We start from the raw sequence: 20,743 nt of genomic DNA, 5'->3' as shown, positions 1-20,743 counted from the left end.
TAACATTCGGGCAGTGAGCACGCCCGAACCGAGCCCGTCCGCCTACCGCTACTCCAGCGACCTCGCAGGCGACATCGAGCGTCGCTGGCAGGACCGCTGGGAGGCCGAGGGCACGTTCGAGGCCCCCAACCCCACGGGCGATCTCGCGGGTGATGTCACCGGCGAGAAGTTCTTCATCATGGACATGTTCCCCTACCCCTCCGGGGCGGGGCTCCACGTCGGACATCCGCTCGGCTACATCGCGACGGACGTGATCGGCCGCTACCGCCGCATGCAGGGCGACAACGTGCTGCATGCGCTCGGCTATGACGCGTTCGGCCTGCCCGCCGAGATCCACGCGGTGCAGACCGGCGAGCACCCGCGCACCAACACCGAGGCCAACATGGTCAACATGCGCCGCCAGCTGCGCCGCCTCGGCCTGGCCCACGACCCGCGGCGTTCGTTCGCGACGATCGACCCCGAGTTCATGCGCTGGACGCAGTGGATCTTCATCCAGATCTTCGAGTCCTGGTACGACGTCGAGGCCGGCAGGGCACGTCCGATCAGCGAGCTGATCGAGAAGCTCGGCACCAGCGACCCCCACGTCATCGACCAGCATCGGCTGGCCTACATCGACGAGTCGCCCGTCAACTGGTGCCCGGCACTCGGCACCGTCCTCTCCAACGAGGAGGTCACGCCCGAGGGACGCAGCGAGCGGGGCAACTTCCCGGTGTTCCCGCGCAACCTGCGCCAGTGGAAGATGCGCATCACGGCCTATGCCGACCGCCTGATCGACGACCTCGACCGGATGGACTGGCCCGAGTCGGTCAAGCTGATGCAGCGCAACTGGATCGGCCGTTCGCACGGCGCCGAGGTCAGCTTTGCGGTCGCGGGCTCCGGCTCGCGGATCGACGTGTTCACGACGCGTCCCGACACGCTGTTCGGTGCCACGTACGTCGTGCTGGCCCCCGAGCACGAGCTCGTGGCGTCCCTGACGGCCGACGCCTGGCCCGAGGGCGTCACACCGTCGTGGACCGGTGGAGCGGCGACGCCCGCCGAGGCGATCGCCGGCTACCGTGCTGCTGCCGCCTCCAAGAGCGATGTCGAGCGCCAGGAAAACAGGGACAAGACCGGCGTCTTCACCGGCTCCTACGCGGTCAACCCGGTCAACGGCGAGTCGATCCCGGTGTTCATCGCCGACTATGTCCTCACGGGCTACGGCACGGGCGCGATCATGGCGGTGCCGGGGCAGGACGACCGCGACTGGGAGTTCGCCGAGAAGTTCGACCTGCCGATCATCCGTACGGTCCAGCCGTCCGACGGCTTCGACGGAGACGCCTACAAGGGTGAAGGGCCGGCGATCAACTCCTCGCACGGCGATCTCGACATCAACGGACTGGGCATCGCCGAGGCCAAGGCTGCCGTGATCGCCTGGCTGGAGCAGCACGGGGCCGGACACGGCACCACCACGTACCGGTTGCGTGACTGGCTGTTCAGCCGCCAGCGCTACTGGGGCGAGCCGTTCCCGATCGTCTTCGACGAGGACGGGTCGCCGATCGCGTTGCCTGACTCGATGCTGCCGGTGCAGCTGCCCGAGGTGCCCGACTACCTCCCCAAGACGTTCGAGCCCGACGACGCCGAGAGCGAGCCCGAACCTCCGCTGGCCCGCGTGCCTGACTGGGTCAACGTCGAGCTCGACCTGGGCGACGGCCTCAAGAAGTACCGCCGCGAGACCAACACGATGCCCAACTGGGCCGGATCGTCCTGGTATGAGCTGCGCTACGCCGACCCGCACAACACCGAGGCCATGGTCGATCCCGCCAACGAGGCCTACTGGCTCGGCCCGCGCCAGGCGGGCGACACCGGCGGAGTCGACCTCTACATCGGCGGCGTCGAGCATGCCGTGCTGCACCTGCTCTACGCCCGCTTCTGGCACAAGGTGCTGTTCGACCTGGGGCACCTGTCGAGCGAGGAGCCGTTCCGCCGCCTGTTCAACCAGGGCTACATCCAGGCCTATGCCTACACCGACTCGCGCGGTGTCTACGTGCCCGCCGAGGACGTCATCGAGCACGTCGATGGTTCCGACACGACCTACACGTACGACGGCAAGCCCGTCAGTCGCGAGTACGGCAAGATGGGCAAGAGCCTCAAGAACATCGTCACGCCCGACGAGATGTACGACGCCTACGGTGCCGACACGTTCCGGGTCTACGAGATGTCGATGGGGCCGCTCGACGTGTCCCGCCCGTGGGAGACGCGTGCCGTCGTCGGTGCGCAGCGATTCCTGCAGCGTGTGTGGCGCCTGCTGGTCGACGAGGACAGCGGCGAGTCGCTGGCCTCGGACGACGCGCTGGATGCCGAGACGCTCCATGTCCTGCACAGGACGATCGAGGGCGTCCGTGCCGACATGGACGAGATGCGGTTCAACACCGCCATCGCCAAGCTGATCGAGCTGACCAACCACCTGACCAAGGCCGGCGTACGTAGCCGTGACGCGCTCGAGCCGCTGGTCCTGATGACGGCGCCGCTGGCACCACATGTCGCCGAGGAGCTGTGGGCCAAGCTCGGTCACGCCGAGTCGCTGGCCCGCGCCCCCTACCCGGTCGCGGACCCGGCTCACCTGGTCGAGCAGTCCGTCACCTGCGTCGTCCAGGTGCTGGGCAAGGTGCGCGGCAAGCTCGAGGTGAGCCCCGACATCAGCGACGAGGAGCTGCAGGCGTTGGCCCTGGCCGAGCCCAACGTCGTGAAGTCGATTGACGGTCGTGAGGTGCGCAAGGTGATCGTCAGGGCGCCGAAGCTGGTCTCGATCGTCGTCTAGAGTCGCGGCATGTCCAACGTTGCGATCGTCACCGACTCGACGGCCTCGCTCGATCCCACGGACGCCGCACGCGAAGGCATCACGGTCGTGCCGTTGCAGGTCATCATCGGCGCGGCGGTGCACACCGAGGGCGTCGACGTCACGGCCGACATGATCGCCGAGGCGCTGGCCGCGTTCGTACCCGTCAGCACGTCCCGCCCGACGCCCGACGACTTCCTGCGGGTCTACAACGACCTGGCCGACGAGGGGGCCGAGGCGATCGTCTCGGTGCACCTGAGCTCGAAGATGTCGGGCACGTACGACTCGGCGCTGCTCGCGGCCAAGGAGTCACCCGTGCCCGTCACGGTGGTCGACTCGGCGCAGGTCGGCATTGCCACCGGATTCGCCGCTGGCAGGGCCGCGGAGGCCCGTGATGCCGGCAAGGGTGCGGCCGAGATCGCCGATGCAGCCCGCAGTGCGGGGGAGTCGTCGACGATCCTGTTGTACGTCGACACCCTCGAATACCTCAAGCGCGGTGGTCGGGTCGGTCCCGCCGCAGCGCTGATCGGCTCCGCGCTCGCCGTCAAGCCGATCCTCACGATCAAGGACGGCGTCGTCGTGCCGCTCGAACGCGTGCGTACCGCGGCGAAGGCGCTGGCGCGGGTCGAGGCGCTGGCGGTCGAGGGCGCTCAGGCGTGCGACAACGGCTTCCAGATCGGCGTGCAGCACCTCGCCAACCCCGCGGTCGCCCATGCCGTCGCCGACCGCCTGGCGGTCGCGCTCGAGCTCGACACGATCGGCGTCGACGAGGTCGGCGCGTCGATCGGTGCCCACGTCGGTCCCGGAATGATCTCCGTGACCGTCACTCCGCGCTGCTGAGCGGTGACCTAGCGTCCACTCCCTGGTAGGGCGGTGAGTTGGCGTCCACTCCGTCCGGGGTTCTGGACGCCAGGTCACCGCTCCACGCAGGAAGGGGTTTTCCACGCCCGCTGGACCAGGCGCCCTCCTCCACAGCCGCTCTTTCCACGCGCCGAAGGCGCGATGCACCGACCTAGCGTCATCATGTGAGAGTCGAGCGGGAAGAGACGCGAGCCGAGATCGCCCGGCGTCGACTCGCGCAGCTGGCGGCATCGTTCGACGCCGAGCTGCCACCAGCCGACGACCCACCGGACGTCGAGACTCCGCGCCGGCGTCTCGAGGTCCCGCACGTCAAGGTCGTGGCCACGCTGGCGATCGCAGCCTCGGTGCTGCTCGTGTGGTGGTTGCTGTCGTCGCGCCCGCAGACGACCGATCCGGACGCACCGCTCGCCTTCGCGACAAGCTCGGCAACGGCAAAGGCGCCTGCCGAAGACTTGGTCATCGATGTCGTCGGCAAGGTCGCCAAGCCCGGCATCGTGACCCTGCCCAAGGGCTCGCGGGTCTACGAGGCGATCAAGGCGGCCGGGGGAGTGAAGGGCAAGGTCGACACGACAGGGCTCAACATGGCGCGTGTCCTCACCGACGGCGAACAGCTGCTCGTCGGCCTCGAGCCGGCGGCAGTCCCGGGCGCGGGGGCATCAGGCACCGGCACGTCCAAGGTCAACCTCAACACCGCGACCGTCGAGCAGCTCGACACCTTGCCCGGGGTCGGGCCCGTCACCGCCCAGTCGATCCTGAGCTGGCGCGATGAGAACGGGCGGTTCTCGTCGGTCGATGACCTCCTCGACGTCAAGGGCATCGGCGAGGCGACCTTGGCGGAGCTGCGCGATCTCGTCACGGTGTGATGCACGACCTGCGGATGGTCCCCGCGGCCGTGTCCTGCTGGCTGGCGGCCGCTGGACTGGTCCTGTGCGGTGCACGTACGGCCCTGGTCGTCACGCTGGTCGCCGTGCTCCTCAGCGGTCTGGCGGTCGGGCTGCGACGCACCGCGATCGCCGTCGGCATGATCGCGCTCGCGGCCGTGGCGGCCTCGTGTGCATGGCGACTGGCCGCGATCCAGAGCTCGCCGGTGACGACACTTGCCGACCACCACCGGCTCGCGACGCTCGAGCTCGAGGTGCGCCGAGACGCCTCGTCGTTCCAGCAGCACGGCCAGCAATCCGTGGTGGTCGAGGTTCTCGTACGCCGTGTCGTCACCCGCGACGTCGACCTGCGAACCCGCGGCCGGGCCACCGCATTTGTCGACGGGCGTGCCGACGACCTCGTAGTGGGCCGACGGCTGACGGTCCTCGGCCGGCTCGCACCGTCGGACGCGACCGACGAGGTCGCACTGATCGATGTCGTTCGTCGTGGCCCGACACATCGGGCGGGGTGGTGGTGGGAGGTGTCTGAGACCGTGCGCGAAGGCGTACGTACGTCGGTCGAGCACACCCCCACCGAACCGCGTGCCCTCGTCCCTGCGCTGGTCGACGGTGATGACAGCCGCATCAGCGACGCGGTCGAGGAGGACTTCCGCCGGTCGGGCCTGACCCACCTGATGGCGGTGTCGGGCACCAACCTCACGATCGTGCTCGCAGTGGTGCTCGTGATCGGTCGCGCCACAGGCGTGCGGCGGCGTGGGCTCTGGATCCTCGGAGCGTTCTCGATCGTCGGGTTCGTGGTGCTGGCGCGACCCGACCCGAGCGTCGTCCGTGCCGCTGCGATGGGGGCGGTTGGCGTGGCTGCACTCGGTTACGGCCAGCGCGGAGGCGTACGAGCGCTGGCGTGGGCGATCATCGCGCTGCTGTTCATCGACCCCTGGCTCTCGCGGTCGGCGGGTTTCGTGCTGTCGGTGTGCGCCACCGCGGGCATCCTGCTGCTCGCGCCGATGCTCGTCCGGCCGCTGCTGCGATGGATGCCGCGCTGGTGTGCCCTGGCCATCGCGGTGCCGCTTGCTGCCCAGCTTGCCTGCACACCCGCTATCGCTGCCATCTCAGGCCAGGTCTCGCTCGTGGCAGTGGTCGCCAACCTCCTGGCCGGACCAGCGGTGGCGCCGGCGACGGTTGCGGGACTGCTGGGTGGGCTGGTCACGCTCGTCGTCGAGCCTGTTGGCCAGCTGATCGGGTGGGTCGCCGGAGCCTGCGCGAGCTGGATCCTGGCGGTCGGTCACCGAGCGGCGTCCCTCGAGGCGGCATCGCTCGGGTGGCGGGCACCCTGGCAGCTGCTCGTCGTCCTGACACCGCTCATCGCGTGGGCCCTGGTGCGCATCTCGGCGCGGCCCGTGCTGTTCGCCGGGCTCGGGCTGGGCCTGATGGCCGCGATGTGGAGGCCACCCCATCCGGGCTGGCCTCCAGAGTCGTGGCTCATGGTCGCCTGCGACGTCGGCCAGGGCGACGCCACCGTGCTCAACGTGGGTGACGGCACGGCGGTGGTGGTCGACGCCGGCCCCGAGCCGGCGGCGGTCGATCGGTGCCTCGACCGGCTGGATGTCCACCGCGTGCGTCTCATGGTCTTCACGCACGGACACGCCGACCACATCGACGGCTGGCCCGGCGTCGCCCGAGGACGAAGGGTCGATCAGGTCGCGGTCGGACCGACGGGAGGCCCGGGTCCTGCGCCGCACGTCGCCGTGCCGGGGGAGTCGTTTACGCTCGGCGAAGTGTCGGCGGAGGTGCTGTGGCCGCCGGCCTCACCGCCTCGGCCCGCCACCGACGGCTCGGTGGCCAACAACGCCAGCATCGTGCTGGCCGTACGCATCAAGGGAGCCCGCATCCTGCTGACCGGCGACATCGAGCCTGAGGCGCAGACCCGTTTGCTGCTGCAGCACCCCGACGTCGCCGCGGACGTCATGAAGATGCCGCACCACGGCAGCGCCCATCAGTCTGAGGCGTTCCTCGATGCCGTCGGTGCCCGCATCGTCACGGTCAGCGCGGGCGTCGACAACGACTACGGACATCCGGCGGCGTCCGCGCTGTCGATGCTGCGAGCGAGGGGTGCGCAGTGGTGGCGCACCGACACCGACGGTGACATCGCCGTGGTGCTCCGCGACGGGCACCTTCTTGTGGCCACAAGTGACTAGTGTGTCCACGTGGCTTCGGCATTCGGCAAGATCCTCCTCATCTCCGGCAACGCCGAGTTCCTCGCCGAGCGCACCAGGAGGCGCGCCGTCGCCGCGGTGACGTCCGAGCACCCCGACTGCGAGCTGTCTGAGGCGAGCGCCAGCGGACTCCAGGCCGGTGAGCTGGCCGGGCTGACGAGTGCCTCGCTCTTCAGCGACAACACCCTGCTCGTCATCACCGACCTCCAGGAGCTCGGCGATGCCGCCCAGGCCGAGCTGCTGGCGTACGCCGAGGGCCCGTCGCCCGAGATCGCCCTCGTGCTGGTGCACAGTGGTGGCGCCAAGGGCAAGGGACTCCTCGACAAGCTCCGCAAGCAGGCCTCAGTCAGCGAGGTCAAGCTCGAGGCGCCCAAGTACGAGCGCGACTACGCACAATGGGTGCACAACGAGTTCCGCGATCTCGGCGTTCGCATCGACCAGGAGGCTGCGGCCCTTCTCGTCGCCTCGGTCGGGCAGGACCTGCGGGCCCTCGCCGGCGCCGCCGACCAGCTGGTCGCCAGCATCGACAAGGGCACCGAGATCGGTGCGAGCACCGTTCGCCGCTACTTCGGGGGGCGTGCTGACGTACGCGGCTACGAGATCGCCGACGCCGCGATCGAGGGCCGCATCAACGTCGCGCTGGAGCAGGCTCGCTGGGCCGAGGCCGCCAAGGTGGCCCCCGTCCTCATCACCAGCGCCCTCGCCAGCGGGCTGCGATCACTCGCCAAGCTGGCCAGTGCGCCCGCCGGCCTGCGCGACAACGAGCTCGCGGCTCGTGTCGGGGCACCCCCGTTCAAGCTCCGTGCCATGCGGCAGCAGCTGAGGTCGTGGGATCCCGACGGGCTGGCCGAGGCTCTCGACGCCGTCGCCCAGGCCGATCTCGACGTCAAGGGTGGCGCTGCCGATCCCGCCTACGCCGTTGAGCGGATGGTGCTCAAGGTCGCCGCCCAACGGCGCCGCTGATGCCACGCACCGGCGGTCGCATCGAGGCGGTCGACCTCGCCCGCGGATTCGCGCTGATCGGGATGATGTTCACCCACATCGGCCCACGCTGGACTGGTGACAACCCGCCGGTCGGTGACATGCTCGCCGGCGGCCGAGCAGCACCGCTGTTCGCGATGCTGGCCGGAGTCGCCCTGACGATCGTCCAACGACGCGATCGAGGCGGAGCCGGATCGGTGCGTGCCACGTGGATCCGGGCCGTCCTCCTGGTGCTGCTGGGGCTGGCCCTGGGGTCACTCGACCGGGTTCCGGTCTACATCATCCTCGCCTACTACGGCGTGATGATCGTGATCGTCCTGCCGTTCCGGCGCTTGTCGACCGCGTCGCTGTTCGGGCTCGGTGCGGTGTGGGCCGTCGTCGCCCCGATCGGCCTGCTCTGGGCCCAGCGACAGCACGAGACCGTCCACGCGCTGCAGACCGAGTGGTCCGACCTGCAACACCCGGGGGAGCTCTTCATGGAGGTCGTCGTCTGGGGCATCTATCCGGTCGGCGTGTGGATCGCGTACGTCCTGGTCGGCATGGCGATCGGGCGGCTGGATCTTCACCGCATCGTCGTGGCCTGGCGGCTCGTGACGGCCGGGGCGGCATTGGTTGCCCTGACGCTTGCCGCAGGCCTGGTCGCGATCAACCGGGGCGTGTTCGACGACCGGCTCGAGGGCGGGTGGCGCATCCTGTTCGCGGGGCCGTCCTATCCGAGTCAGCGCCCGTCATGGGACGAGCTGTGGCTCGTCGGCCAGCACACGTCACGTCCCCTCGGCATGCTCAGCACGATCGGATCCGCCGCCCTTGTGATCGGCCTGTGCGCGCTGCTCGTGCGTATGCCGTGGTCGCGGATCGCCCTGATGCCCGTGCGGGCGGCAGGCGCCATGACGTTGACGCTCTACACGGTCCACGTGCTGTGGTCGTGGCGGGCGCGAGTCGATTACGAGGATGCGCACCCGGGTGTCTTCCAGCCGCACGACTACGGCGACTGGCTGGTGCAGGTCGTGGCGCTGGGTGCCGCCGCGACGATCTGGAGCCTGACGATCGGCAAGGGACCTCTCGAGTGGCTCGTTCGCCTGGTCTCGGTCTCCGCCTGGCCCTGGGTCAGCAGTTACCTGGGCAGAAATGAAAAAAGCGCCCCGAAGGGCGCTTGATCCAGGGACCGTAGGTCAGAGCGACGCGGCCTTCTTGGCAATGGCCGACTTGCGGTTGGCTGCCTGGTTCTTGTGGATGACCTTCTTGGAGGCTGCCTTGTCGAGCTTCTTGGTGGCCTCACCCGCGAGACGCTTGGCGTCGTCGGTGTTGCCGGCCTCGACGGCCTCGGTGAAACGACGGATCGAGGTCTTGAGGGCGGAGCGAACCGACTTGTTGCGCTCGCGAGCCAGCTCGTTCTGCCGGTTGCGCTTGATCTGCGACTTGATATTCGCCACGGGGCAAACCTGTTTCTCTTGAAGGATCGTGTGAAAAGTGTGGGTGACGTGCCAAAGCACGCGACCACCAACTCTATCAGCGCAGCCGCGGTCAGCCCAAATCGCCGAAGCTGAGGCCGCCAATGGCCAAACAGCGAGGCGCGCCGACGACGTGGGAGCGCGCCGCACCGGGGGCGCCACGCTGCCCCACGCAACCACTATCCTGCTCGCATGCAGACGCTCTATGACGTTCTCGTGTGGATCCATGTGGCGAGCTGGGTGGTGGTGCTCCTCGGCTACCTCAAGGACATCAGCGGACCGAAGGTCAACCAGTGGATGGCGCAGGGCCTCACGGCGGCGTTCGTGCTTGGCCTGACGCTCACTGCCATCGCCTCGATGAGCGACGACGTGGCCGACCCCAACAACGCCAAGGTGGGCGTCAAGCTCGTGATCGCCCTGGTCGCCGTGGGTCTCGCGCACTCGACGCGCAAGAAGCCGGCGCCCAACCCGGTCGCGCACGTGATCGCCGCGTTGGTCCTGGTCAACGTCGCGTTGGCCTACCTCTGGTGACCTGACCGCCGTCACTTCCCACTGGTCTTCGGACCTTCGTCGCCGCGACCGATACGCATCCCGCCTTCCGTGATCGACTCGGCATCGACCGTGTCACCGTCCGTCTCCCCGTTCACGACCACGCTGTCGCCCTTCGCGAGGTCGTCGACCGTGCCCTTGTCGGTCACCGTGATGTCGGTGTCGGAGCTGGTCTCGACCTTGACCGTCTTGCCGTCCTGGGTCTTGACGGTGACGGTGGTGCCATCGACCGAGACCACGGTGCCGAACGTGATGTTGCCCGGATCGACGTTGACGCCGCCGGGTCCGCCCTCCACGCGGGTGGGACCGGAGCCGTCGAACCGGGGGCCGGCCGCGGATGCGTCATCGCCGCCGTTGACGAGGTAGCCGCCGAGGAAGCCGGCCGCCGTGAGCACGGCCCCGCCGAGCACCAGTGTGGCCTTGGCCGGGCTCCGTCCTTCGGGTCCTGACGGTCGGGCCCGCTGCAGCGCGGCGTCGAGGGTGGGATCGGGAGTGGGGGATTCGGTCATGTCATTTCCTTCGTGGTGGGTGATGAGGTCATTCGTGGCGGAGGGCTTCGACGGGACGCAATCCCGCAGCGCGGTTCGCCGGGAAGCTGCCGAAGAACACGCCGATGAGCAGGCAGACGACGAGGGCGCCGGCGACCGAGGCGGGTACGACGACCGGCTCGATGCCGATGATCGTGACCTGGCTGACGATCAGCCCGACGACGACGCCGAGGATGCCGCCGGCCAGGCTCAGCAGGCTCGACTCGACCAGGAACTGTCCGAGGATGGATCGCCGCGGCGCACCGAGCGCCTTGCGCACGCCGATCTCCCGCGTCCGCTCGGTGACGGTCACCAACATGATGTTGGTGATTCCGAGACCGCCGACCAGCAGGCTGATGCCGGCGACGACGCCGAGCAGGATCGTGAACGTGCGGCCCGACTCCTCCTGTGTCTCGAGGAGCGCGGAGGCGTTCTGCACGTTGTAGGGGAGGTTGGTGGTGTCGGTGACGTGCCCGGCGTTGTTGAGCACCGTCTCGATCTGGGCCTGCGCCGCATCGACGGTGTCTGACGAGGACGCCTCGACGATGATCGAGGACAAGGCGCCATAGCCGGCGAGCGATGCCTGGATCGTCGACAGTGGCGCGACCGCGATGCTGCCGGAGCTGCCGGGTCCCTCAGAACCCTGGTCCTTGAGGATGCCGACCACCGTGAAGTTGGTCGCACCGATCATGACGGTCTTGCCGACCGCGGCGTCTGCAGTACGGAACAGGTCCTCCGCGGTCGCCTTGCCGAGCACGACGACCTTGGCGTTGCTGAGCACGTCGTCGTTGGTGAAGTACGTACCCGACGACACGGGAGAGTTGGTCGCCTTGAAGTAGCTCGGGTACGTGCCGATCACCTGCTGGATCGTCGTGCTCTTCTGGTCGGCGGCCCCGGTGCCGGACGTCGTCGTCGTGGGGGAGACGCTGGCGACATCGGGGGCCAGGGTCTTGTCGGTGAGCTGGCGCGCGAGGTCGGTCGTCAGCGTGAAGGTCGAGCTGCCGCGCCCTGCTGTGACCGTGAGGGTGTTGGTGCCGAGCGATTCGATCTGATCGGCGACGGCCTTGGCTGAGCCGTTGCCGACCGCCACGAGCACGATGACGGCGGCGACGCCGATGAGGATGCCGAGCGTGGTCAGCACCGAGCGCATGAGGTTGGCGGTGACGCCCTGCCAGGCGGCTCGCAACGTGTCGAGGAGGTTCACAATGCGTACGCATCCTCGGTGACGCGTCCGTCCATGACGCGGATGACACGGGATGCGTGAGCCGCAACGTCAGGCTCGTGCGTGATGAGGACGATCGTGCGACCACGCGCGTTGAGGTCGTCGAGGAGTCCCATCACGTCCTGGCTCGAGGTGCTGTCGAGATTGCCGGTCGGCTCGTCGGCAAGCAGGAGCGACGGACTCATCGCCAGGGCGCGTGCGATCGCGACGCGCTGCTGCTGACCGCCGGACAGGGCGTTGGGCCGGTGCTCGGCGCGATCGCTCAGGCCGACGAGCTCGAGCAGCTCCGCGCCGATCTCGCGACGCTCCGTGGCCGGCGTGCCGCCGTAGATCAGTGGCATCTCGACGTTGGCGCGTGCCGTCATGCGCGAGATGAGGTGGAACGATTGGAACACGAAGCCGATCATGCGGTTGCGCACCAGCGCCAGCGTGTCCTCGTCGAGGTCCGACACGTCGTGCCCGTCGAGCGTGTAGCTGCCGGTCGTGGCGAGGTCGAGGCAACCGATGATGTTCATCAGGGTCGACTTGCCCGATCCCGAGGCACCCATGATCGCGACATACTCCCCGTGGCCGATCGTGAGGTCGACGCCGTTGAGAGCTGTGACGGCCGCATCACCCGATCCGTAGACCTTCGACACGCCGCGCAGGTCGATGACGGTGCTCATCCCTTGCCACTGCTCATCGAAGGGCCCTCCATGCGGATGACGGGGCCGCCGCCTTGCACGCCGCCGCCGGGGAACGTACCGCCCGGGAACCGGGAGCCATTGCCGGAGGAGCTGCTGACCGCGCCGAGCTCGATCGTGTCGCCGACCTTCAAGCCGCTCTTGATCTCGGTGTACGTGTCGCCCTCGACGCCGATCGTGACCGTCGTGGCCTTGCTCTTGCCGTTCTTGACGACCTTGACCGTCGAGACGCCGTTGGACGTGGTGACAGCGGAAGCCGGTACGGCGATGACGCCTTCGGCCTTGGCCGTCGTGACGGTCACGGTCGCCGTGGCCCCGTCACGCAGGTTCGACGGGGGCTTGTCGATCGAGATCGTGACGCCGTAGCTGGTGACGCCGTCGGTGGACGTCGCCGTGAGGTCGATCGCGCTCACCTTGCCGGTGAACGTCTGGCCAGCGACCGCGTTGAACGTGATCGAGGCGGTGTCGCCCACCTTGACCTTCGACACGTCCGCCTCGGAGAACGACCCGGTCACGACGAACTTCGACAGGTTGGAGATCGTGATGAATCCACTCGACGCACCGTCTGAGCCGCTGACGGTGGTGCTGCCGCCCTCGGTTCCGTTGACCGCGGTGACCGTGCCGTTGATCGGCGACTTGAGGGTGAGACCCGCGTACGCGTTCTGCGCCTCGACGAGCGACAGTCGTGCCTGCTCCACCTGGGCGTACGCGGAGGTGCGCTGCTGGTTCTTGTCGGTGGCACTGGCCTTCTTGGTCTTCTTGACGACGGCGGAGTAGTTCGCCTGTGCTGCGTTGTAGGACGCCTGCGCCGAAGCCACCTTCGTACCCGAACCGGGGCTGCTGGCCGTGGCGAGGGTGTCACCCTTCTTGACCGTGTCACCGACCTTCACCTCGATGTCGTCGACCGTGCCCTCGCTCTCGAACGTCACGTCGCGCACCGTCTTGGCGGCGGCCGTGCCCGACGCCGTGACGGTGGCCGTCACGTCGGTCGAGGTGACCTTGGTCGTGGTGGTGGCTGCGTCGGCGGCCGCACCGTCTGGACCCCACAGGAGCCACGAGCCGGTTCCCGCGAGTGCGACCAGCACGGCCGCGAGTATCAGGTTGAGCGCGCTGATGCGGCGCCGAAAGATCATGGGCATGGCGATGATGCTCGGGTCGCCGCATGAGGGGATCGTGTGCTGGACCTGTCAGACGCCTGTGAGAGTGAAGGGTGTCCTGTCCTGCCCCCCGGGGGCAGGCCTCCCCATTCACCACCGACGAGCACGCCCCCGCATCCCGCCTGACGGTGTTCTCGTCCTTCGCCGCACAACCCCGGTGCGCCTCAGTCCTCGGCCGTGTCAGACGGGCACGGATGCCGCGCTCGCAATCGGCGGCCAATGGGGAGACCTGCCCCGTGAGATGGGACAATGGGAGCACCATGAGCACCAGCCCCGTACCCCAGCCCGGGGCCACCGATCCGCAGATCCTGCGCAACTTCTGCATCATCGCGCACATCGATCACGGCAAGTCGACGTTGGCCGACCGCATGCTGCAGCACACCGGCGTGGTCGACGGTCGCGACATGAAGGCGCAATACCTCGATCGCATGGACATCGAGCGCGAGCGCGGCATCACGATCAAGAGCCAGGCCGTACGCATGCCGTTCACCAAGTCCAGCGGTGATGACGCCGGCAAGGTCTACATCCTCAACATGATCGACACGCCGGGTCACGTCGACTTCACCTACGAGGTCAGCCGCAGCCTCGAGGCGTGCGAAGGCGCCATCCTGCTCGTCGATGCGGCACAAGGCATCGAGGCGCAGACGCTCGCCAACCTCTACCTCGCGATCGATGCCGACCTCGACATCATCCCGGTCCTCAACAAGATCGACCTGCCGGGCGCCCAGCCCGAGAAGTACGCCGAGGAGATCGCCGGCATCATCGGCGGCAACCCCGACGACGTGCTGCGGGTGTCGGCCAAGACGGGACAGGGCGTCGAGGAGCTCCTCAACCTGATCGTCGACGAGATCCCGCCACCCAAGGGTGATCCCGATGCTCCGCCGCGGGCGCTGATCTTCGACTCGGTCTACGACACCTATCGCGGTGTCGTCACGTACGTCCGGGTGTTCGACGGCAAGCTGTCGCACCGCGACAAGATCAAGATGATGTCGACCGGTGCCGTGCACGAGATGCTCGAGGTCGGCGTGATCTCGCCCGAACCGGTGAAGGCAGCCGATCTGGGGGTCGGTGAGGTCGGCTACCTGATCACCGGTGTGAAGGAAGTCCGCCAGTCCCGCGTCGGTGACACCGTCACCTCACACATTCGCGGCGCCACCGAACCGCTCGGTGGCTACAAGAGCCCCGTGCCGATGGTGTTCGCCGGGCTCTACCCGCTCGACGGTGATGACTACCCGACGCTGCGCGATGCCCTCGAGAAGCTCCAGCTCAACGACGCAGCGCTGGTCTACGAGCCCGAGTCGTCGGGAGCGCTGGGCTTCGGTTTCCGCATCGGCTTCCTCGGTCTGCTCCACCTCGAGATCGTGCGTGAGCGCCTCGAGCGTGAGTTCAACCTCGAGCTGATCTCTACCTCGCCCAACGTCGTCTACCGGGTGGAGATGGAGGACGGCAAGGAGATCGTCGTCACCAACCCGTCGGAGTATCCCGACGGCAAGATCGACAAGGTCTACGAGCCAGTCGTACGCGCCACCGTGCTCAGCCCGACCGACTACATCGGCACGATCATGGAGCTCTGCCAGGCACGCCGTGGACAGCTCATCGGCATGGACTACCTGTCGGAGGACCGCGTCGAGATCAAGTACACCCTGCCCATGGGCGAGATCATGTTCGACTTCTTCGACGCGCTCAAGAGCCGTACGAAGGGCTACGCCTCGCTCGACTACGAACCGACCGGCGAGCAGGCCTCCGACCTGGTCAAGGTCGATGTCCTGCTTCAAGGAGAGGTGGTCGACGCGTTCAGCGCGATCGTGCACCGCGACAACTCGTACGCGTACGGCGTCTCGCTGGCCTCGAAGCTCAAGGAGCTCATCCCACGCCAGCAGTTCGAGGTGCCGATCCAAGCAGCCATCGGTGCCCGCGTGATCGCCCGCGAGAACATCCGGGCGATCCGCAAGGACGTCCTCGCCAAGTGCTACGGCGGCGACATCAGCCGCAAGCGCAAGCTGCTCGAGAAGCAAAAAGAGGGCAAGAAGCGCATGAAGATGGTCGGCCGCGTCGAAGTCCCGCAGGAGGCGTTCATCGCCGCCCTCTCCACCGGCGACGACGCCAAGAAGTAGGCGGTTTACCACGTCGGCGTGGTAAACCCCGTCCGGGCGGGGGAAACTTCCCGCGTTCGGAAGAGGTATGCCGCTCTCGGATGGCCTTGGCTGCCGAAATCTTCACCGCCAACCTGGGATGCTGACGCCGGTCCCGGCTACGTTTGGCGATGTGCCAATCGTCGAGTCGGTCAATGTCGGAACCGCTGTTGACGTCCCGTGGGGGCAGCTCAAGCGCACCGCGATCGACAAGCGGCCCGTCGAGGGTCCGGTACGTGTCCATACGCTGGGTGTGGGTGACGACGAGATCGCCGATCTGGTCAACCACGGCACCGAGGTCCAGGCGGTCTACGCGTACGCCCGCGAGGACCTCGACGCGTGGGCCGATCAGCTCGGCCGCGAGCTCGTGCCAGGGCAGTTCGGCGAGAACCTCACGACGCAGGGAATCGACCTCAACTCGGTCCATGCGGGGGACCGGTGGCGGGTCGGCACGACCCTGCTGGAAGTGTCCGGTGTACGCATCCCGTGCTCGGTGTTCCAGGGGTTCCTCGACGAGCCCCAGTGGGTCAAGCGATTCACCCTGGGAGGCCTTCCGGGAGCCTACTTCCGCGTCATCGAAGAAGGTGACATCGCCGCAGGTGACACGATAGAAATCGTTGAACAACGCAACCACCAGATCACGATCGACTTCTTGTTCCGCGCACTCACCACCGAGCGTCATCTGCTCCCGGCGCTGAGCGCCGAACCGAGGCTCGAACCATTTGTCCGCAGACGTCTTGGTGAACGCTACGAAGCCCTCAGCATGTGACCTGCGGGTAGGTTAGGGTGATCCGCACCACATCCCGTCAGTATGCCCGTGTGAAGGACTTTCATGAGTGCCGTAGTTGCCACCCCCGAACAGCTTGAGATCGTCAACAATCGTGCTCGCAGCGTCGCCGCGATGTTCTACAACCGCGTCAACGAATCGGGCAACCACGAGGCCTACCGCTACCCCGACGAGAACGAGAAGTGGCACTCGCTCACCTGGGCCGAGACCGGCGTACGGGTGACCAACCTTGCCGCAGGACTCGTCTCGCTCGGCATCGAGCCCGAACAGCGAGTGGCGATCGCCTCCGGCACGCGTCTCGAGTGGATCCTGGCCGACCTCGCGATCAACGCCGCCGGCGCCGCGACCACCACGGTCTACCCCAGCACGATGTCCGACGACGTCGCCTACATCCTGGCCGACTCCGACAGCCGCATCGTGTTCGCCGAGGACGACGATCAGGTTGCCAAACTGCGTGAGAAGCACTCCGAGCTGCCCTCGATCAGCAAGGTCGTCGTGTTCGACGGCACGACTGACGGCGACTGGGTCATCGGCCTGGACGACCTCGAGAAGGCCGGCGAGGCCTACCTCCTCGACCACCCCACGGTCATCGAGGAGCGAGTCGCCGCGACGACGGGCGACTCGCTCGCGACCTTGATCTACACCTCGGGCACGACGGGGCGCCCCAAGGGTGTGCGCCTGAGCCACGACGGCTGGACGTACGAAGGTGCCGTGATGGTTGCCGGCGGGTTCCTCAGCATCGACGACCTGCAGTTCCTCTGGCTGCCGATGGCGCACTCGTTCGGCAAGGTGCTCCTCACGACGCAGCTGGCGGTCGGCTTCGCCACCGCGATCGACGGACGTGTGCCCAAGATCGTCGACAACCTCGCGATCGTGAAGCCCACGTTCATGGGTGCGGCGCCTCGCATCTTCGAGAAGGCCTACGGCCGGATCGTCGGCATGACCGAGGCCGAGGGCGGAGCCAAGCTCAAGATCTTCCGCTGGGCGGAGAAGGTCGGCATCGAATACTCCCGGGCAGTTCGCTCGGGCAAGTCGGTGTCGCCGGTGCTCAAGGCGCAGCACGCCGTCGCCGACAAGCTGGTGTTCTCCAAGGTCCGTGACCGTTTCGGCGGCCGCGTCCGCTTCTTCATCTCCGGCGCCGCGGCGCTGTCGCCCGACATCGCCGAGTGGTTCCACGCGGCCGGTGTGCTGATCCTCGAGGGCTATGGCCTCACCGAGACGTCGGCCGGCGCGTTCGTCAACCAGCCCGACAACTTCAAGCTCGGCTCGGTCGGCCTCCCGTTCCCCGGCAGCGAAGCACGCATCGCCGCCGACGGCGAGGTGCTGATCAAGGGCCCGCACATCATGCGCGGCTACCACAACCTCGAGGGCGAGAGCGCGTCGTCGCTCGAGGACGGCTGGCTGCACACCGGCGACGAGGGCCGCATCGACGAGGACGGCTTCCTCTACATCACGGGTCGCAAGAAGGAGCTCTTCAAGACATCGGGCGGCAAGTACGTCGCTCCGCCGCACATCGAGGGCATGTTCAAGGGCATCAGTTCGCTGACCAGCCAGATCCTGGTGCACGGCAACGAGCGCAACTTCTGCTCCGCGCTGATCACGCTCGACCCCGACGGAGTCGCCGAGTGGGCCGCCAACAACGGCATGGCCGGCAAGTCGTACGCCGAGGTCGTCAGCTCCCAGGAGATCCACGACCTGATCGAGAGCCAGATCGAGGAGCTCAACTCCAAGGTCAACCGCTGGGAGACGATCAAGAAGTTCGCGATCCTCGACCACGACCTGTCGGTCGAGAACGGTGAGATCACGCCCAGCATGAAGGTCAAGCGCAACGTCGTCGAAGCCAACAACAAGGCGATCCTTGACGGCTTCTACGCTTAGCAGATGACGACAGGGCCGATCACCTCCCGAGGTGATCGGCCCTTCGGCGTCATTGAGCCTTCGCCGGCCGCCTTCGGCGTCTACGTCCACATCCCGTTCTGCTCGGTGCGTTGTGGCTACTGCGACTTCAACACCTACACCGCCGACGAGCTGGGTGACGGAGCGACGAGAGCGTCGTACGCCGACACTGCGATCAGCGAGATCGGGCTGCAGCGCCGCGCCTTCTCCGACCTGCCTGAGGCCGAGACGGTGTTCTTCGGCGGGGGAACGCCGACGCAGCTGCCGGCGGCCGACCTCGTACGCATGCTCAGCACCCTGCGTGACACGTTCGGGCTGGCTGACGGCGTCGAGGTGACGACGGAGGCCAACCCCGACAGTGTGACGCCGGAGTCACTGGCAGCCCTGCGCGAGGGCGGTTTCAACCGCATCTCGTTCGGCGTCCAGTCCGCGGTGCCGCACGTGTTGGCGACGCTCGACCGTACGCACGACCCTGCCAACGTGCCGCAAGCCGTGAAATGGGCGCGCGAGGCCGGGTTCGACCAGCTCAGCGTCGACCTGATCTATGGCACGCCGGGCGAGTCGATGGACGACTGGCGTACGAGCGTCGAGCAGGCGATTGCGCTGCAGCCCGACCACGTGAGCGCGTACGCGCTGATCGTCGAGCAGGGCACGGCGTTCGCGCGCAAGGTCAACCGCGGCGAGGTGGTGATGCCTGACGACGACGAGACCGCCGACAAGTATCTCCTCGCCGACGAGCTGCTCGGCGCTGCGGGCCTCAGCTGGTACGAGTTGTCCAACTGGGCGCGCGATGCGACCTCGCAGTGCCGTCACAACGTCCTGTACTGGCATAGCGACAACTGGCTGGGCATCGGGCCAGGAGCGCACTCGCACGTCGACGGCGAGCGCTGGTGGAACGTGAAGCATCCTGCGGCATATGCGCAACGGCTGGCGGCGGGGGAGTCGCCGCGTCACGACGGCGAGACGATCGACACCGAGACGGCTCGGGTCGAGCGGATCATGCTCGAGACCAGGCTTCGCGGCGGCCTCGGCCTCGATGCGCTCAGCCCGAGCGCGACGGTGACCATACCGGACCTGGTGTCCCGTGGGCTCGCCGATGTCGCGGCCGACCGCCTCGTGCTCACTCTCCGGGGCCGGCTCCTCGCCGACGCGGTCATTCGCGAACTGGTGGACTAGCTGCAGGACGGCACCGTCACGTTGTCGGGACAACTCACGACGCCTCCGAGTCCGACGCCTTCGGCGTGTTCCCGTCACGGGCTTCGCCCTGGCGTGCGACGACGTTCGGGCGCTAGGCGCCCGCAGTCGTCACAAAGTCGATGAGTTCTTCGACCCGGCCGAGGAAGGACGGCTCGAGGTCGGCGTAGGAGTCGACGCGACTCAGCAGGTGCTTCCAGGCGCGGGAGATGTCGGCCTGGTCGGCGTGCGGCCAGCCGAGTGCCTCGCAGATGCCGTGCTTCCAGTCGGTGCCGCGCGGGATGACGGGCCAGGCGCTGAGGCCCAGCCGGTCGGGCTTGATCGACTGCCACACGTCGACGTACGGGTGGCCGACGACGAGGACGTGCTCACGGTCGGACACCTGCTGCGCGAGCCGGGTCTCCTTGGAGCCCGGTACGAGGTGGTCGACGAGCACTCCGAGCCTGCGGTCGTACGAGGGATCGAACTCGTCGACGACGCTGACGAGGTCGTCGATGCCGCCGAGGTACTCCACGGCGACCCCCTCGACCCGCAGGTCGGCGCCCCACACCTTCTCGACGAGCTCGGCGTCGTGACGGCCCTCGACGTAGATGCGACTCGGCAAGGCCACACGGGCGCGGGTGTTCTCGACCATGATCGAGCCTGAGGCGGTGCGGTAGCTGGTCTTGGGTGCCTTGGCGGCGGAGGGGCGTAGGACGACGGGTGCTCCATCGAGCAGGAAGCCCGGGCCGAACGGGAACGAGCGGCGGGTGTTGCGGCGGTCCTCGAGCACCATCATGCCGAGATCCTTCTCGACGACCATGATCTCGCCGACGAAGCCGGTGGTGGCGTCCTCGACGACCATGCCGCGCTCGGCGACCACCTCGACGGAGCGGCCACGCGGCGGCCTGCGCCAGTCGCCCGAGAGCACGTCGGTGCCGTACCTGTCAGCCATGCAGAACCCCGAGAAGTCGTTGATGGAAGGCCTCGAGCTCGTCCCGTGTGACGGGGCCGGCGCTCGAGAGGATCGTCGTGGTGAGAGTAGTGAGTCCGAGGGTCAGGTCGACGGCTTCCGCCCACGTCGGCGTGGCGCCGTCGGGGCTGGGCGCGTACAGGTCACCGACCGCGATGGTGTCGAGTCCGGGTACGACGAGGACGAGCTCACCGCCGCTCGGGCCGTCGCCGACGTGGAGCACCTCGACGTACTGGTCACCCAGGTCGCCGGCCCAGACCGACGACAGCGTGCCGCCGAGGGACTCGTGGATGAGCTCGGTGCCGTCGTCGACCGTGACGCGACGCGGCCAGTAGCTCAGGGTGTGATCCGTGCCGCTGACCTCGTATGGAGATTCGGCATTGTCTGTCACATCAGTAGACTGGCACTTGACCCAGGGGAGTGCCAACGCGACGCGCGGAAG

18 protein-coding genes are annotated in these 20,743 nt (G+C 67.7%); 11 read left to right on the top strand and 7 right to left on the bottom strand.

Features of this window, described 5'->3' with window-relative positions; all coding sequences use genetic code 11:
* Nucleotides 1–13: 13 nt before the first annotated feature.
* The 6 genes from leuS (at nucleotide 14) to ABD683_RS00845 (ending at nucleotide 8,908) form a co-directional block, all read left to right on the top strand.
* The gene (gene leuS, locus ABD683_RS00870) at nucleotides 14–2,797 is read left to right on the top strand and encodes a leucine--tRNA ligase (protein WP_344766491.1); all 2,784 of its coding nucleotides are present in this window, start codon (nucleotides 14–16) and stop codon (nucleotides 2,795–2,797) included.
* Nucleotides 2,798–2,806: 9 nt separating this feature from the next.
* Nucleotides 2,807–3,655, top strand: coding sequence for a DegV family protein (locus ABD683_RS00865; protein ID WP_344766489.1), 849 nt, complete (start codon nucleotides 2,807–2,809; stop codon nucleotides 3,653–3,655).
* A 185-nt stretch (nucleotides 3,656–3,840) separates the two neighbouring features.
* Nucleotides 3,841–4,539 (top strand): helix-hairpin-helix domain-containing protein, encoded by a 699-nt coding sequence (locus tag ABD683_RS00860; RefSeq protein ID WP_344766487.1) that lies wholly within the window; start codon nucleotides 3,841–3,843, stop codon nucleotides 4,537–4,539.
* A complete protein-coding gene (locus ABD683_RS00855) occupies nucleotides 4,539–6,752 on the top strand; it encodes a ComEC/Rec2 family competence protein (RefSeq protein ID WP_344766485.1) in 2,214 nt (737 codons plus the stop codon). Before ABD683_RS00860 ends, ABD683_RS00855 begins: the two co-directional genes overlap by 1 nt.
* A 9-nt stretch (nucleotides 6,753–6,761) precedes the next feature.
* Nucleotides 6,762–7,733, top strand: coding sequence for a DNA polymerase III subunit delta (holA, locus tag ABD683_RS00850; RefSeq protein ID WP_344766483.1), 972 nt, complete (start codon nucleotides 6,762–6,764; stop codon nucleotides 7,731–7,733).
* Complete coding sequence (locus tag ABD683_RS00845) at nucleotides 7,733–8,908, top strand: heparan-alpha-glucosaminide N-acetyltransferase domain-containing protein (RefSeq protein ID WP_344766481.1); 1,176 nt, start codon at nucleotides 7,733–7,735, stop codon at nucleotides 8,906–8,908. The genes holA and ABD683_RS00845 overlap by 1 nt, the downstream gene beginning before the upstream one ends.
* 15 nt (nucleotides 8,909–8,923) lie before the next feature.
* Here the strand turns inward: ABD683_RS00845 and rpsT are convergent, their stop codons facing one another.
* Nucleotides 8,924–9,184 carry a 30S ribosomal protein S20 gene (gene rpsT, locus ABD683_RS00840; protein ID WP_344766479.1) on the bottom strand — a complete coding sequence of 87 codons (261 nt, stop codon included), beginning with the start codon at nucleotides 9,182–9,184 and terminating at the stop codon, nucleotides 8,924–8,926.
* 210 nt (nucleotides 9,185–9,394) lie between these two features.
* On the opposite strand from rpsT, the gene ABD683_RS00835 reads away from it, so the two are divergent.
* Complete coding sequence (locus ABD683_RS00835; protein WP_344766477.1) at nucleotides 9,395–9,733, top strand: hypothetical protein; 339 nt, start codon at nucleotides 9,395–9,397, stop codon at nucleotides 9,731–9,733.
* A gap of 11 nt (nucleotides 9,734–9,744) precedes the next feature.
* Here ABD683_RS00835 and ABD683_RS00830 read toward each other — a convergent pair whose 3' ends face one another.
* The 4 genes from ABD683_RS00830 to ABD683_RS00815 are packed head-to-tail and all read right to left on the bottom strand — an operon-like array spanning nucleotide 9,745 to nucleotide 13,322.
* On the bottom strand, nucleotides 9,745–10,260 hold the full coding sequence (locus ABD683_RS00830; RefSeq protein ID WP_344766475.1) for a hypothetical protein: 516 nt from the start codon (nucleotides 10,258–10,260) through the stop codon (nucleotides 9,745–9,747).
* A 28-nt stretch (nucleotides 10,261–10,288) separates the two neighbouring features.
* Nucleotides 10,289–11,482, bottom strand: a complete 1,194-nt coding sequence (locus ABD683_RS00825; RefSeq protein WP_344766473.1) for an ABC transporter permease — start codon at nucleotides 11,480–11,482, stop codon at nucleotides 10,289–10,291.
* Nucleotides 11,479–12,165: an ABC transporter ATP-binding protein gene (locus ABD683_RS00820; RefSeq protein WP_344766471.1), complete on the bottom strand. Its 687-nt coding sequence runs from the start codon at nucleotides 12,163–12,165 to the stop codon at nucleotides 11,479–11,481. The genes ABD683_RS00825 and ABD683_RS00820 overlap by 4 nt, the downstream gene beginning before the upstream one ends.
* Nucleotides 12,162–13,322: an efflux RND transporter periplasmic adaptor subunit gene (locus ABD683_RS00815; RefSeq protein ID WP_344766469.1), complete on the bottom strand. Its 1,161-nt coding sequence runs from the start codon at nucleotides 13,320–13,322 to the stop codon at nucleotides 12,162–12,164. The genes ABD683_RS00820 and ABD683_RS00815 overlap by 4 nt, the downstream gene beginning before the upstream one ends.
* Nucleotides 13,323–13,600: 278 nt before the next feature.
* Between ABD683_RS00815 and lepA the strand changes: the two genes are divergently transcribed.
* From lepA to hemW, 4 genes are all read left to right on the top strand, one after another.
* Nucleotides 13,601–15,454: a translation elongation factor 4 gene (lepA, locus tag ABD683_RS00810; protein ID WP_344766467.1), complete on the top strand. Its 1,854-nt coding sequence runs from the start codon at nucleotides 13,601–13,603 to the stop codon at nucleotides 15,452–15,454.
* A gap of 151 nt (nucleotides 15,455–15,605) precedes the next feature.
* The gene (locus ABD683_RS00805; protein WP_344766465.1) at nucleotides 15,606–16,241 is read left to right on the top strand and encodes an MOSC domain-containing protein; all 636 of its coding nucleotides are present in this window, start codon (nucleotides 15,606–15,608) and stop codon (nucleotides 16,239–16,241) included.
* A 63-nt stretch (nucleotides 16,242–16,304) separates the two neighbouring features.
* Entirely contained in the window at nucleotides 16,305–18,137 is a 1,833-nt protein-coding gene (locus ABD683_RS00800) for an AMP-dependent synthetase/ligase (protein WP_344766463.1), read from the top strand.
* Nucleotides 18,138–18,140: 3 nt separating this feature from the next.
* Nucleotides 18,141–19,331 carry a radical SAM family heme chaperone HemW gene (gene hemW / locus ABD683_RS00795; protein ID WP_344766461.1) on the top strand — a complete coding sequence of 397 codons (1,191 nt, stop codon included), beginning with the start codon at nucleotides 18,141–18,143 and terminating at the stop codon, nucleotides 19,329–19,331.
* Between the two features lie 112 nt (nucleotides 19,332–19,443).
* Here hemW and ABD683_RS00790 read toward each other — a convergent pair whose 3' ends face one another.
* On the bottom strand, nucleotides 19,444–20,283 hold the full coding sequence (locus tag ABD683_RS00790; protein WP_344766459.1) for a DUF3097 domain-containing protein: 840 nt from the start codon (nucleotides 20,281–20,283) through the stop codon (nucleotides 19,444–19,446).
* A complete protein-coding gene (locus ABD683_RS00785; RefSeq protein ID WP_344766457.1) occupies nucleotides 20,276–20,692 on the bottom strand; it encodes an MBL fold metallo-hydrolase in 417 nt (138 codons plus the stop codon). Before ABD683_RS00785 ends, ABD683_RS00790 begins: the two co-directional genes overlap by 8 nt.
* Nucleotides 20,693–20,743 lie beyond the last annotated feature (51 nt).

Origin of the sequence: Aeromicrobium panaciterrae (genome assembly GCF_039537165.1) — a bacterium.
In the GTDB taxonomy this organism is placed as follows: Bacteria; Actinomycetota; Actinomycetes; order Propionibacteriales; family Nocardioidaceae; genus Aeromicrobium; species Aeromicrobium panaciterrae.
This window is presented reverse-complemented; position numbering and strand designations above follow the sequence as displayed.